The 12,985-nt window shown below is 50.4% G+C and carries 13 protein-coding genes, 1 pseudogene and 2 riboswitches; of the genes and pseudogenes, 4 read left to right on the top strand and 10 right to left on the bottom strand.

The window, feature by feature from the left end; all coding sequences use genetic code 11:
- Nucleotides 1-12: 12 nt before the first annotated feature.
- From gcvPB to AC0L73_RS12680, 5 genes and pseudogenes are all read right to left on the bottom strand, one after another.
- Nucleotides 13-1,596 carry an aminomethyl-transferring glycine dehydrogenase subunit GcvPB gene (gcvPB, locus tag AC0L73_RS12700; RefSeq protein ID WP_227947845.1) on the bottom strand — a complete coding sequence of 528 codons (1,584 nt, stop codon included), beginning with the start codon at nucleotides 1,594-1,596 and terminating at the stop codon, nucleotides 13-15.
- A complete protein-coding gene (gene gcvPA / locus AC0L73_RS12695) occupies nucleotides 1,596-2,939 on the bottom strand; it encodes an aminomethyl-transferring glycine dehydrogenase subunit GcvPA (RefSeq protein ID WP_473653897.1) in 1,344 nt (447 codons plus the stop codon). Before gcvPA ends, gcvPB begins: the two co-directional genes overlap by 1 nt.
- Nucleotides 2,936-3,313, bottom strand: a complete 378-nt coding sequence (gene gcvH / locus AC0L73_RS12690; RefSeq protein ID WP_227947847.1) for a glycine cleavage system protein GcvH — start codon at nucleotides 3,311-3,313, stop codon at nucleotides 2,936-2,938. The genes gcvPA and gcvH overlap by 4 nt, the downstream gene beginning before the upstream one ends.
- A gap of 21 nt (nucleotides 3,314-3,334) precedes the next feature.
- Nucleotides 3,335-4,417: pseudogene (gcvT, locus tag AC0L73_RS12685) on the bottom strand (glycine cleavage system aminomethyltransferase GcvT); the annotation flags it as partial.
- A gap of 88 nt (nucleotides 4,418-4,505) precedes the next feature.
- Nucleotides 4,506-4,599, bottom strand: a riboswitch (glycine riboswitch).
- 3 nt (nucleotides 4,600-4,602) lie between these two features.
- Nucleotides 4,603-4,693: riboswitch (glycine riboswitch) on the bottom strand.
- 118 nt (nucleotides 4,694-4,811) lie between these two features.
- Nucleotides 4,812-5,174 carry a hypothetical protein gene (locus AC0L73_RS12680; protein WP_473653896.1) on the bottom strand — a complete coding sequence of 121 codons (363 nt, stop codon included), beginning with the start codon at nucleotides 5,172-5,174 and terminating at the stop codon, nucleotides 4,812-4,814.
- A gap of 425 nt (nucleotides 5,175-5,599) precedes the next feature.
- Between AC0L73_RS12680 and ispH the strand changes: the two genes are divergently transcribed.
- Together ispH and thrB are read left to right on the top strand one after the other, a co-directional pair.
- The gene (gene ispH, locus AC0L73_RS12675) at nucleotides 5,600-6,559 is read left to right on the top strand and encodes a 4-hydroxy-3-methylbut-2-enyl diphosphate reductase (protein WP_473653895.1); all 960 of its coding nucleotides are present in this window, start codon (nucleotides 5,600-5,602) and stop codon (nucleotides 6,557-6,559) included.
- Between the two features lie 3 nt (nucleotides 6,560-6,562).
- The gene (thrB, locus tag AC0L73_RS12670; protein WP_227947851.1) at nucleotides 6,563-7,528 is read left to right on the top strand and encodes a homoserine kinase; all 966 of its coding nucleotides are present in this window, start codon (nucleotides 6,563-6,565) and stop codon (nucleotides 7,526-7,528) included.
- A gap of 15 nt (nucleotides 7,529-7,543) precedes the next feature.
- On the opposite strand, the gene AC0L73_RS12665 is transcribed toward thrB, so the two are convergent.
- Entirely contained in the window at nucleotides 7,544-8,263 is a 720-nt protein-coding gene (locus AC0L73_RS12665; protein ID WP_227947852.1) for a hypothetical protein, read from the bottom strand.
- A 189-nt stretch (nucleotides 8,264-8,452) separates the two neighbouring features.
- Here AC0L73_RS12665 and rnhA point away from each other — a divergent pair, with 189 nt between their 5' ends.
- Nucleotides 8,453-8,896 carry a ribonuclease HI gene (rnhA, locus tag AC0L73_RS12660; protein WP_473653894.1) on the top strand — a complete coding sequence of 148 codons (444 nt, stop codon included), beginning with the start codon at nucleotides 8,453-8,455 and terminating at the stop codon, nucleotides 8,894-8,896.
- Between the two features lie 66 nt (nucleotides 8,897-8,962).
- Here the strand turns inward: rnhA and AC0L73_RS12655 are convergent, their stop codons facing one another.
- Entirely contained in the window at nucleotides 8,963-9,442 is a 480-nt protein-coding gene (locus AC0L73_RS12655) for a peroxiredoxin (protein ID WP_227947854.1), read from the bottom strand.
- Nucleotides 9,443-9,543: 101 nt separating this feature from the next.
- Nucleotides 9,544-10,389 carry a protein-disulfide reductase DsbD domain-containing protein gene (locus tag AC0L73_RS12650; protein WP_473653893.1) on the bottom strand — a complete coding sequence of 282 codons (846 nt, stop codon included), beginning with the start codon at nucleotides 10,387-10,389 and terminating at the stop codon, nucleotides 9,544-9,546.
- Between the two features lie 135 nt (nucleotides 10,390-10,524).
- On the opposite strand from AC0L73_RS12650, the gene AC0L73_RS12645 reads away from it, so the two are divergent.
- The gene (locus AC0L73_RS12645; protein ID WP_473653892.1) at nucleotides 10,525-11,100 is read left to right on the top strand and encodes a YqgE/AlgH family protein; all 576 of its coding nucleotides are present in this window, start codon (nucleotides 10,525-10,527) and stop codon (nucleotides 11,098-11,100) included.
- A 6-nt stretch (nucleotides 11,101-11,106) separates the two neighbouring features.
- On the opposite strand, the gene AC0L73_RS12640 is transcribed toward AC0L73_RS12645, so the two are convergent.
- Together AC0L73_RS12640 and AC0L73_RS12635 are read right to left on the bottom strand one after the other, a co-directional pair.
- Complete coding sequence (locus tag AC0L73_RS12640) at nucleotides 11,107-11,691, bottom strand: GNAT family N-acetyltransferase (protein ID WP_265334763.1); 585 nt, start codon at nucleotides 11,689-11,691, stop codon at nucleotides 11,107-11,109.
- Nucleotides 11,692-11,723: 32 nt separating this feature from the next.
- Nucleotides 11,724-12,983: a M16 family metallopeptidase gene (locus tag AC0L73_RS12635; protein ID WP_227947858.1), complete on the bottom strand. Its 1,260-nt coding sequence runs from the start codon at nucleotides 12,981-12,983 to the stop codon at nucleotides 11,724-11,726.
- Between the last annotated feature and the right edge of the window lie 2 nt (nucleotides 12,984-12,985).

Raw genomic sequence — 12,985 nt, 5'->3', positions numbered from 1 at the left:
ATCTCAGGGAGGCTACGATGCTGCAGATAGAGGCGTTTCTTCCGTTTCCACTGGTGCTGATGGCAGCCATCTCAATACCGGATTACGCGCTGCGCCAGTTTCATCCAGCCGCCGCCGAGGTGCGAAATGCGGCGCACTGAGGAAATAGTCACTCTCTCCCGTCGTTGCCTTATCCAGCAGATGCCGCATGGCCCCGATAAACTGATCCAGAGTTTGTCGTGATTCGCTTTCTGTCGGCTCAATCAGCATGGCTCCGTGAACCACAAGCGGGAAATACATGGTCATCGGGTGATATCCTTCATCGATCATCGCCTTTGCAAGATCAAGTGTCGTCACCCCTGTGCCTTTTAACGTGCTATCGTCAAACAGGGCCTCATGCATACATATGCCTTCAAACGGCGAATGGAGCTTGTCATCTAAGCCTACCCGAATGTAGTTAGCATTAAGGACCGCATCTTCCGCAATCTGACGAAGTCCATCTGCGCCATGGCTCTGCATATAAGCCAGTGCACGGATAAACATGCCCATCTGCCCATGATACCCCTTCATCCGGCCAAAACTTTGAACGGCGGCACCGCTCTTCTGCTCAACAAGATCAAAGCCATTTTCACCATGAGTTACGAAAGGGATCGGCGCGAAAGGTGCTAGGGCTTCAGAGAGAACAACGGGTCCCGAGCCAGGTCCACCGCCGCCATGCGGCGTGGAAAAGGTCTTATGCAGATTAATATGCATCGCATCAACACCAAGGTCGCCCGGACGAACCCGACCAAGAATGGCGTTGAGGTTGGCGCCGTCACAATAGAAGTAGCCACCGACTTCATGCACCATATCGGCAATTTTCTTCACGTCTGTTTCGAACAGGCCGCAGGTATTCGGGTTCGTCAGCATGACTCCGGCGACATCAGGACCAAGCTTGTCGGCGAAGGCGTCAAGATCCATCCGCCCGTCCTTTCGGGCCGGAACCGCATCCACCTTATAGCCGCAAAGCGCCGCCGTTGCCGGATTTGTACCATGAGCCGATTCCGGCACCAAAATGCGTGCCCGGCTCTCTCCGTTCGCTTCATGGGCCGCACGGATGGCCATTACACCACAAAGCTCTCCATGCGCACCAGCGGCTGGGGACATCGCAACCGCTGGCATACCGGTAATTGTCTTAAGCCAATGGGCCAGACTATCAACCAACTCCAAAGCTCCTTGAACGGTGCTTGTCGGCTGCATGGGGTGCAGGTCGCCGAGTCCGGCAAGCCGGGCAACTTTTTCATTGATTCGCGGATTATGCTTCATAGTGCAGGACCCCAAAGGATAAAATCCTGCGTCGATCGCATAGTTTTGTCGGCTAAGCCTGACAAAATGCCGGAGGACCTGTGGTTCCGACAAATCGGGCAGTCCAATGGATCCTTTCCGCTCAATCCCGCCAAGGCGGCTCTTCACGGGCTGTGGGTCGGCCATATCGACACCAATTCTACCCGGAACGCCTTGTTCAAATATCAGAGGTGATTCAAGGTCGAGACCTTTATTTCCAGTATAAGTTTTAAGCGATGTCTCGCCTTCGGAAACTGCCGTCGGTTGCGTCGGGCGTCCTTTATTATTCAGCATTAGAGCACCTCCTTCAACGCAACGACAAATTCATCCATATCCGAAGCCGAGCAAGTTTCAGTCGCCGCGACAAGAAGTAGATTCGTCATCTCCGGGTCATCCGGGATGAGGCGGGACACCGGTACGCCCCCAAGTATGCCCTTCTCACCAAGCTTTTCGACTGCGCTTGCTGCATTCATCGGCAGGCGAAGTGTAAATTCGTTGAAAAAGCTGTCGTTGAGAATCTCCACACCATCGATCACCTCGAGCTTTTCTGCAAGCGTGACGGCCTGTGAATGATTGAGTGAGCCCAGCTTCGTCAAGCCGTTCTCACCTAGAAGGCTCATATGAATCGTAAAGGCAAGGGAGCAGAGGCCGGCATTCGTACAAATATTACTTGTCGCCTTTTCACGGCGGATATGCTGCTCCCGCGTGGAGAGGGTCAGAACGAACCCACGCTTGCCATCCTGATCCACAGTCTGACCGCAAAGCCGACCTGGCATCTGCCGAACAAATTTCTGCCGCGTCGCAAGAAGACCTACATATGGTCCACCGTATGAAAGCGGCACGCCGATTGACTGCCCCTCCCCTGCGACAATATCCGCGCCCATTTCTCCGGGAGATGTGATTGCGCCCAGCGACACCACTTCGTTCACCGCAACAACAAGGAGAGCACCCGAGGCGTGACATTTTTCCGCAAGCACGCTCAAGTCATGAAGTCGACCGAAAAAATCCGGATTCTGTACAACTACACAGGCTATATCCGATCCAATGTGATCGTCGAAACTCTCCTCGCCCGAAACAGCGGATGGTAGATCGATTGTCTCAAACTCGGTAAATTGCAGCGTTGTATGGGTAACATCGCGGTAATGAGGATGCAGATTGCCGGAGATCACCGCCTTTTTTCGCCGTGTCACCCTGCAGGCCATCAAAACAGCCTCCGCACAGGATGTCGCGCCGTCATACATAGACGCGTTCGCGACTTCCATCCCCGTGATCAATGCCACTTGAGTCTGAAATTCGAACAAGGCCTGAAGAGTACCCTGACTGATTTCCGGCTGATATGGCGTATAAGCCGTCAAAAATTCGGAGCGCTGGATAATATGGTCCGCAACAGAGGGAACGTGATGCTGATAAGCGCCTGCTCCCAAAAAACAGGGGACCGAATAGGGCGAGAGATTCTTTGCCGCCAGTTTCCGGAAATTCTTCTCAACCACCATTTCACTTTCATGAAGCGGCAAATCAAGCAAGCCCTCAAGACGGGCTTCTTCCGGGATATCGGTAAAGAGATCGTCAATCGATCCAACACCGATTTTCGTCAGCATTTCATTCCGTTCCCGGTCGGTATGCGGCATATACCTCATTCGTCGAGACCTTCGATAAATGTTTTATAGGCGGCTTCATCCATCAGGTCGTTCAATTCCGCACTATTCGTTACGCGGACTTTAGCAAACCATCCGCCTTTCATAGCATCCTCGTTGACCACGGTTGGCGCGCCTTCCAACTCAGCGTTGACATCAACGATTTCACCGCTCACCGGGGAATAAACTTCTGATGCTGCTTTCACGCTTTCGACTACTGCGAGTTCATCTCCCTTGGTAATTTCATCGCCTACCGTCGGGACTTCGACATAGACCACGTCGCCCAGCTGCCCCTGAGCATAATCGCTGATGCCGATCGTCGCCACGTCGCCTTCGAGCAGCACCCATTCATGATCTTCTGTAAATTTGTAAGACATTCATTACTCTCCAGTGAAAAATTATCCTCGATAATAGCGCTGCTCGACGAACGGCATTTTCGCAACCACGGCGGGGCGAGACTTACCTCTGACAAGCAAATTTATTTTCGTTCCAACGGCTGAAAAATCAAGTGGGACATAGCCCATCGCGATGGGAATTCCAAGGCTGGGAGAAAACCCACCAGACGTAATTTCACCGATGGTCTCTCCCGCTTCATTTGTAATTACCGTATGTTCGCGTGCAGGCGCACGACCTTCAGGTAAAATACCCACGCGTTTCATCGCCGGTTTATTCGCGATGTCGGCCTGAATAATATCCGCACCGGGAAATCCGCCCTCAATGCGGCGGCGCTTGCTGATCGCCCAGATCAAACCGGCCGAGATCGGCGTTGTCACTTCGTTAAGGTCGTGGCCATAAAGGCACAGCCCCGCCTCCAGACGGAGCGAATCACGTGCGCCAAGGCCAATTGGCATTACTTCGGTTTCGTCCAACAGCTTCCGACATATCTCCTCTGCCTGATCATTCGGGATGGAAATCTCGAATCCGTCTTCGCCCGTGTATCCAGAACGGGTCACGAAACAGGGAACACCATCTATTTCAACTTCGCGATAGTTCATAAAAGACATAGCGACGACTTCCGGTGCATACCGCGCGAGGACGTCGACTGCTTTTGGACCTTGCAGAGCGACAAGAGCTCTATCAGTCAGCTCTGTGACCTCAGCCTTACCTGCAAGCCCGCCTGTCAGCAGCGCGATGTCCTGTTCCTTACAGGCGGCGTTCACAACAACGAAGAGATCATTCTCTCGCCGGGTGACGATAAGATCATCCAGAATGCCGCCCTGATCATTTGTGAGAAAGCTATAGCGCATCTCGCCCGCCGAAAGCGCCTGAATATCCCCAGGAATAAGTGCCTCGATAGCTCCCGCAGGATTTTCGCCCGAAATAACCACCTGCCCCATATGGGAAACATCGAAAAGCCCGGCCGCCTCCCGGGTATGCAAATGCTCATTCAGAATACCGGCAGGATATTGCACAGGCATGTCGTAGCCCGCAAACGGCACCATCTTGGCGCCGAGTTCGACATGCAAATTGTAAAGGACGGTTTTTTCGTCGACGAAGTTTCACTCATAGGACAACCCTGGTTGCGGACAAAAGCCAAATTCTCCAGCAAAAACCCGCTGGATTGACCCCCTCTGTCCTATAACCTGAGAGAATTGACGATGTTGGCAACTGCCATATCGCTTACCCCTTCGGTGAAATTACATACGTAATTTGCTTTCCAGAGTTTCATCCCCCTGCGGTCCGGTTGCCTGAGAGTTTCCGGGGTGGTTGCTCCTTCGGCGATGGCTCATAACGACCATCTCTCCCGCGGGGATCGACTGAATATCCGCGCGATAATAATGTCGATTTAAGAATAGTCAAACAACTATTGGCCTCACGCCCGTAATTAGCTCTGCAATTCCAACTGCTCACGTGTGAGCTGAAATCCGATGATAATTACATAATCCCCCCGGTCTTAAGGCCGGTCAAGGGGATGCGTTGTTCCAGTTCTTCCTGAACAGTGGCACGACGACGTCCTTCCTCAACCTCGACCGGGCTATAGAAAATTTTCTTGGCGATAATCTCGCCCGTTCTTTCCGCTATAGCGACAAAAAAAGGAAATTCCTCTGTCTGGCTGGTCGCAGCCGGTCCCTTGGTCGCCCCTATGCGCAGGATGAGCTCAACAACAACGGCTGTGTCATCGTCCACATACTGGCATTGGCCACTAAATGGGGCGATGATGCCTTCAAATTGAACGTCAACAAGGTCGCGCCCCTCCCCTTCACGAAAGATAGTGATGGTCTCTGCACCGGGTAGCACTTCCACCCGTGGGCAGGGAAGTGGTGGTTTAGAGCTGCCGAAAATGCTGAATATATCTGTATCGACACTACCGCTGCAAGCTGATGTAATTAGCAGTGGAACAGTCAGAAAACATGCGCGTAAAGATGTATTTATGAATTTGAGACTAGGCATAATGTTAATGTACCGGCGTATAAGGAACTAAAGAGTATTTTGGACGCTATCGCAAACGGCAAGACACCAGCCTGCATATGTCCAAAGAAATACAGATTTTCGGACGACGGCGCAATTGTTGCCATCATCATTTGAATTTACCTCGCCTAGATATGGCATTACCCTTGAAACTGTTGTATGAGTTCGGCAAATCTAGGATGGTCCAGCGGAATTAGCAAGTTTTCACGGTCCGCAGGAATATTCTATGAACCAATTCAGGCTTGGAAGCAATTATGGATAGATCAGAACGGACATTGCTATTGGCGGCGCCGCGCGGTTTTTGCGCTGGCGTGGACCGTGCGATCCAAATTGTTGAAAGAGCCCTCGAAAAATATGGCGCGCCGGTCTATGTCCGCCATGAAATTGTGCATAATCGTTTCGTTGTCGAAAGCCTCGAAAAGAAGGGGGCAGTCTTCGTTGACGAACTGGCGGATATACCAAAAGACGTTCCTGTGATTTTTTCAGCCCACGGTGTCGCAAAATCAGTACCGGCCGAGGCGGAAAACCGCAAAATGTTCTATATCGACGCTACCTGCCCGCTTGTCAGCAAAGTGCATCGGGAAGCGGAACGCCACGAACGGGACAATCATGAGATTATCCTGATTGGTCATCGCGGTCATCCTGAAGTAATCGGAACGATGGGACAACTTGCCGAGGGTCAGATCAGCCTCATTGAAACGGCGGAAGAGGCAAGATCCTTTACCCAAAAGCAGGTTGGGAAAAGCTTGGCTTATCTCACTCAAACAACACTTTCCGTTGATGAAACAGCAGAAATTGTTGGCATTCTTAAGAAGCGCTTTCCGTCGATTGAGAGCCCCAGAAAAGAAGATATTTGCTACGCAACAACCAATCGTCAGGCAGCCGTGAAAATTCTTGCCGAGCGCTGTGACGGGATGCTGGTTATCGGCGCGCCAAATTCCTCCAATTCGATGCGTCTAGTTGAGGTGGCGGAAAAGTCCGGCTGCCGTCAAGTAGCCCTTGTTCAACGGGCCTCGGATATTCCTTGGGACAGTCTTCAGAACGCATTCACAATTGGCATCACAGCCGGAGCATCCGCCCCCGAAACACTTGTCGAAGAGGTGGTCGAGGCCTTCTCTCAACGATTCAGCATTACGGTGGAGGAAATAGTCACCAATCAGGAACAGGTGGTTTTCAAGATGCCCAAAATTCTGGAACCAGAGGCCATGAAGTAGTTTATGGCAGTATATACTGACATTTCCGACGATGAGCTGGATGACATGCTGGATCAATATGATCTGGGTCAGGCGCTGTCGTGCAAAGGCATCGCAGAGGGCGTAGAAAATTCCAACTATTTGCTCCATACGGAAGCTGGCTATTACATCCTTACACTTTATGAAAAGCGGGTAAATGCTGAAGATCTGCCGTTTTTCTTAGGACTGATGGAGCATTTGGCCGCGGGCGGTTTTATGTCGCCCCGGCCCATTGCTGCGAAAGACGGCAGCAGCCTAAAACAGGTTGCCGGGCGTCCTGCTGCAATTATCGAATTTCTTGATGGTCGCTCAGTCAAACGGGTAACGCCACAGCACTGCAATCTTCTGGGACAAGCATTGGCGCAGCTTCATACGATCGGCAGTGATTTCAAGATGACGCGTGTTAATACACTCTCCCTGTCGAGCTGGCGGCCTTTGTATGAAGCCTGCATGAAAAGCGGCATGGGCCAATCGGATGCGCGGATTTTTCCTGAAATTGAGGTGGAAATCACATTCCTCGAAAATCACTGGCCAACCGATCTGCCAAGTGGCGTAATCCACGCAGATTTATTCCCGGATAATATCTTTTTTCTACAAGACAAAGTGAGCGGAGTTATCGACTACTATTTCGCCTGTAGCGATTTCTTTGCCTATGATCTTGCCATCTGTGTGAACGCCTGGTGCTTTGAAAATGACGGCAGTTTCAACATCACAAAGGCGCGAAAACTGTTGAATGGCTATCGGGAAGTTCGGGACTTCTCACAGCAGGAGCTCGAATTTTTGCCTCTACTTTGTCGCGGCGCAGCGATCAGGTTTCTCCTGACCCGCCATTACGACTGGATCAACCAGATTGAAGGGGCGCTGGTTAAACCCAAGGACCCTATGGAATATCTCAAAAAACTACAATTTCACCAAGCGGTTAAAAATGTCGCCGCATACGGCCTCGACTAAAAACTCTCGTGGAATTCAATCGAACAGGGAATCAATTTCATCCTGTGAAATTTCGTGACCTTCTGGCCGTGGGCCACTTAATTCAACATCCTCATCGAATTGCGGTTCTAGCTCCGCAACCTCAAGTTCCTCAAGTTCATCCTCGCCGCCGAGAATATCGATCATCTTGCTGATCCTCTCGTCGACAAAGCTCAAGGTAGTCACAACCTTGGAAATCCGCTGACCAGTAACATCCTGAAAGTTACAGGCTTCGTAAATCTTCATTACCGCAGCACTGATTGCCTCTATGCTTTCAACCTCCTCCGGGGAACTTGTATGCAATTGGAGGCTCTCGTTTTTGTCTTCTATCGTTTCAACAGCTTCAAGAATGGCATTGGTTGCATTCTCCGTATCACCGACAACCGCATCAAGCTGGTCGGTAACTGAATTAATTTTCTGCCCCTTCTTTGAAGAACTGAGTGAGGCAATTTCACGGCGAGTTTCGAGGATAACATCAGAAAGTTCCTGCAATTCCTGGCGTAATATTCCTAGCTCTTCTGTCGCTTTCACTTCTTCAGAATCGCTCTCCGGTACGACAATCTTTTCATCTTGGCCAAGTTGAACCTTGATGTCGTTAAGAGCATCAATGATCTCATGATATTGGTTGTCCGTTATTCCCTCATTCGTAAAAGCAGGATCTATTGAAACGCCCGAGCCAAATTGTTTAATTTCTGCGGAGAATAGTTTTTTCTGCATCTTGCCAACTCGAATCTATTAATTTTAGTTTTCTGCAAGGGTAACGGCCTCGCTTTCAATATAATTGCCAGAAATGCGCTAACATTAGGTTAAAATTACATTTTCTCGAAGTTTGCCGACTCAGGGCATACATGCTAAAGCCGGGCAGTTGAGATTAGTCGCGTATCGCCACGGTTCAGGAGCTTGTTTATGTCAGAAAATATTGTTGTAATTTACACGGACGGCGCCTGTTCAGGTAATCCGGGTCCCGGGGGATGGGGTGCCCTTTTAAAGTATCAAGGCAAAACAAAAGAACTATGCGGGGGAGAAGCGGAAACAACGAACAACCGTATGGAACTGACCGCCGCTATTATGGCGATTAATTCACTAAAGCGCCGTTCTACAGTCGAGCTACATACCGACAGCACTTATGTGAAAGACGGTATCACTAAATGGATGATTGGGTGGAAAAAGAACGGCTGGAAGACGGCCGCCAGAAAACCAGTAAAAAATAAGGACCTCTGGCTCGCGTTGGATGACGCCATATCAAATCACCAAATCAGTTGGAAATGGGTCAAAGGCCACGCAGGGGATCCCGGCAATGAAAAAGCCGATCAGCTCGCCAATGAGGGTATGAAAAAATTTAAGCGCTAACGGGCGCAACCATCACAGACAAGTCACAATGGGGAAGGCAACCGCCCTCCCCGATGAGAAAAACAATCAGAGCTGACCCAGCAAGGTTTCAGCGTCGGATACCTCGAAACCACCGGTTTCTTCAAGGTTAAGCTGTGTTACAACGCCATCGTCAACAACCATGGAATAACGACGGGAGCGAACACCAAGCCCGGCACCGGAGGCATCGAATTCAGCCCCGATAGCCTTGGTAAAGGCCGCATCCGGGTCTGCAACCATTTTAATGCTGCCCGCGTTGTGATCCTTACCCCAAGAGGCCATCACAAAAGGGTCATTCACGGAAAGACAGACGATATCGCTCACGCCTTTTGACGTTAAATTCGCCGTATTATCTACAAAACCAGGCAGGTGCTTTGCCGAACAAGTGGGCGTATAGGCACCGGGCACTGCGAACAAAGCAACTTTCTTGCCGCCAAAGAGATCCGCTGTCGATACTTTCGTCGGTCCTTTTTCGGTCATCATCATTAATTCGGCATTTGGAAGTTTGTCACCAACTGATATCGTCATTTCTGTTCCCTATTCTTAAATAATCGCATAATTCAGCCCCGCCACTTTAACATAATGATGTAGGCGAAAATAAAAAGTTTCAATTACAGCTATTCTGAATTTTATTCGATGCGGAGATCCGCTTCACCTGCCACTGAGCCATCAAAAATTGTGACGGTGATGTCTTGGCCGGATATCCGGTCCGACTTCGCAGGAAGATGTCCTTCAAGTTCGAAAGCCACGTGTCGACGATCTGCTGACAACGAAGCGCTGACCAGATCGAAATATGTGCCATCTTCTCCCTCAACAATGATGGATGGTTTATTTAGAGGCAATGTTGACGTCGCTGTAACGGCAAAAAGACGATCATCTTTACTGCTCGCCATCACTTGCGTCAGGACGGCAGTTTCTGAACCGATTTTCTCGGGTACACGGCGGGAAAATGCCTCAATAATACTGGCGTCTCCAGTAGTTTCTGCACTTTTCGTATCGAGAGTGAGGGTAAATTCAAGCTCATAGGGAATGCAAACATCCTCACAAATTCCCAGTTGAAGCCGAAGCTTAAGGTCAAGCGGATTTCCCGGTTCCTGCAACGTAATGTCTATAGGAAAGACAACCTCATCATGATACCCCCAGCTTGAAAAACCATAAGCATCAAATTCTTCGGGCAGAGGCCATAAAACCTCCGCTGATTTCAAATTTTCAGACCCGCTCCAATCGAGTAGGGGAGGAATTCCGGCATCCCCGGGGCTGCGCCAATATGTTTTCCAGCCGGGGGCTAACTTAATCTGAAGGCCGACCCGAAGAGAATCGAGTCCCTTCACCCCTTCAACAGCAGATATCAGCCGGAGCTTCGATTGATCTGTACTGACCCAGTCGGGTGCTGTCTCAGCTCTGGGTGAAAGGCTGGCACCTAACAACAGAAAAACGAAAATACCGCAGAAATACCCAAAATTCAGTAATCTCATTCAGAATTAGCCTTCTGCCTTACAATGGATTATTCACCACATATATAAAACAATATTAAGGGTTGATATGTCACAATCACGTCATGAAGACATTCGACGGCTGGGATTCTTTTAAAGCAGATACATATTTATATTATGACCGCAAATACAATTGATACAGGCTATTTGGATGGAAAACTCTTGGTTGCGATGCCAAGCATGGGTGATCCGCGCTTTAAAAAAGCCGTCATTCTGCTCTGCGCTCACTCAGAATCGGGTGCCATGGGCATCCTGCTCAACCGATCTCTTGATGCGTTGAGCTTTGAGGATTTGCTTGAACAACTCGAAATTCCGAAAGCGGAGGCCGCCCGCAATATCGAAATTCATTTCGGCGGCCCTGTCGATACAGAGCGTGGCTTCGTTGTTCATTCCACCGACCTTCTTTACGACACCACTCTGATGATCGACGATGATATGGCACTGACTGCGACCGTAGATATGCTGAAAACCATTGCTGGCGGCAGCGGACCAGAGAGCAGTTTTCTCGCTCTTGGATATTCCGGCTGGGGCCCGGGCCAGCTTGAACAGGAAATTCAGGAAAATGGATGGTTGGTCGTCGATCCGGACGCGGATATTGTTTTTGGACCCAAATTAGAGACGAAATGGGAAGTTGCCATACATAAGCTTGGTGTAGACCCCTCCCTCCTATCTGGCGATATGGGGCACGCCTGATTACGATTAATATGGTGAAACCGGGTCAGTATTCAAAATGGCGTACAGCAGATGATCATGCCAAACGCCGTTGATGCAGAGATATTCCCGTGCCAAACCTTCCCTTAAAAAACCAACCTTTTCGAGCAGAAGTGAGCTTGGAATATTTGATGGCAGGCAAGCAGCTTCAACTCGCCTTAATCCGAATTCACTGAACAAAACCGGCATCAGGCCGCAAAGCGCCTCATACATATAGCCTTGTCGTGCATGGCGCTGGCCCGTCCAGTATCCAACTGTGCCGGTCTGTGCGACACCCCGACGGATTTGGCCAAGCGTGATCCCGCCAATCAGGTCATGACTTTCTCTATTGAAGATGAAGAATGCCTGGCCCAAATCATCCTTCACATCCCTCGCATAACGCCGAAGTCGCGCCTTGAAGCTTGCCTTAGTGAGAGAATCCTCTGTCCAGACTGGCTCCCATGGCACGAGAAAGTCTCGGCTGTCTGACCTAAGTTCTGCCCAAGCACCCCAATCCGACAATTTCGGGGGACGGAGCATTAGTCGCTCAGTCACCACCCGGGGTCCACTTCCCATCAATGACAGCTTTTCCAACACTCGACGCGGACCTCCTTGGTGTTCCTACACTACCTGAATCTTGCCGTGATCTGATCAAACGACTCAAGATTTTTTAGCGGGCCGAGCGCTGCAATACTGGGCGTCACCCCAAAAAACAGCTTTCCTGCGAGATTTTGTGTTGCCTCAACTGTTACCGCATCAATGCTTTCGGCAATTTCCGATGTTGGCAGAACCCGTCCATAAATCAGTATTTGCCGCGCATGAACTTCCGAACGGGAGGCCGGGCTCTCCATCCCCATCAGGAGAGAGGCCTTCAACTGAGCCTTGGCCCGCTCAACTTCGGCCTGCTGTATTCCATCGCTTGCCCGCAGCAGCTCGTCCGTCAACATATGGCTCAGCTCTTTTATATGCTCTTCGCCGGTTCCTGCATAAACAGAAAATGTTCCTGTATCCGCGAATGAGGAGGAGAAACTGAACACAGAATAACAAAGCCCGCGCTTCTCCCTTATTTCCTGAAAAAGGCGCGAAGACATGCCACCGCCCAGCAATCCGGAAAGAACCTGAGCCGTGTAGTAATCATCGTCAGTGTAGGAGATACCGGGAACAGACAGCGCATAATGCACCTGCTCCAACTCTCTTTCCTCGCGAAATTCACCGCCGGAATAATGGGCCGGCTCCATGCCCGTATCCCCCTTCGCGGCCAATCCGTCAAAGGCCTTTTCCGCGAGCGTCACCAACCTGTCGTGATCAACAGCACCGGAAGCACTTAAAACCATCTTGGGTGCCAGATAATGACTTTTCATATAACCCGCGATCATCGACCTATCGAAGCCACGAACTTTCCCGACAGTCCCGAGAATGGACCGTCCAATCGGCTGGTCCGGAAAGGATGCCTCCTGAAGGTGATCAAAAATAATATCGTCAGGCGTATCATATGTCTGGCCTATCTCTTGAACGATTACCTCTTTCTCTCGCGCAATTTCCGTTTGATCAAAACTTGAATGCAGTAATATATCGCCCAGAATATCCACCGCGAGCGGCAGATCGTCTTTTAACACTCTAGCGAAATAGGCTGTCTGATCCCGGCTTGTATAGGCGTTGAGATGCCCGCCGACGGATTCGATCAATTCGGCGATCTGAAGCGCACTCCGCCTGCCCGTGCCTTTAAATGCCATATGCTCCAGCACATGAGATATACCGTTTTCCTCAGCCGTCTCATGGCGAGCTCCGGTATCAACCCAAACCCCCACAGCGGCCGTTTCCAAGCCTGGCATGGGATCTGAAATAACGCGCAACCCATTCTTGAGGGTGCTCACTTTAACGTTCATAT

The sequence above is a fragment of the Sneathiella sp. D3-11 genome, from assembly GCF_055809395.1.
This window is presented reverse-complemented; position numbering and strand designations above follow the sequence as displayed.

Bases quoted from the DNA above. Each gene is read 5' to 3' on its own strand.
- AC0L73_RS12655 (WP_227947854.1), bottom strand. From the start codon at position 9,442: ATGACGATATCAGTTGGTGACAAACTTCCAAATGCCGAATTAATGATG.
- gcvPA (WP_473653897.1), bottom strand. From the start codon at position 2,939: ATGAGGTATATGCCGCATACCGACCGGGAACGGAATGAAATGCTGACG.
- ispH (WP_473653895.1), top strand. From the start codon at position 5,600: ATGGATAGATCAGAACGGACATTGCTATTGGCGGCGCCGCGCGGTTTT.
- thrB (WP_227947851.1), top strand. From the start codon at position 6,563: ATGGCAGTATATACTGACATTTCCGACGATGAGCTGGATGACATGCTG.
- AC0L73_RS12645 (WP_473653892.1), top strand. From the start codon at position 10,525: ATGACCGCAAATACAATTGATACAGGCTATTTGGATGGAAAACTCTTG.
- gcvPB (WP_227947845.1), bottom strand. From the start codon at position 1,596: ATGCTGAATAATAAAGGACGCCCGACGCAACCGACGGCAGTTTCCGAA.
- rnhA (WP_473653894.1), top strand. From the start codon at position 8,453: ATGTCAGAAAATATTGTTGTAATTTACACGGACGGCGCCTGTTCAGGT.
- AC0L73_RS12665 (WP_227947852.1), bottom strand. From the start codon at position 8,263: ATGCAGAAAAAACTATTCTCCGCAGAAATTAAACAATTTGGCTCGGGC.
- AC0L73_RS12635 (WP_227947858.1), bottom strand. From the start codon at position 12,983: ATGAACGTTAAAGTGAGCACCCTCAAGAATGGGTTGCGCGTTATTTCA.
- AC0L73_RS12650 (WP_473653893.1), bottom strand. From the start codon at position 10,389: ATGAGATTACTGAATTTTGGGTATTTCTGCGGTATTTTCGTTTTTCTG.
- gcvH (WP_227947847.1), bottom strand. From the start codon at position 3,313: ATGTCTTACAAATTTACAGAAGATCATGAATGGGTGCTGCTCGAAGGC.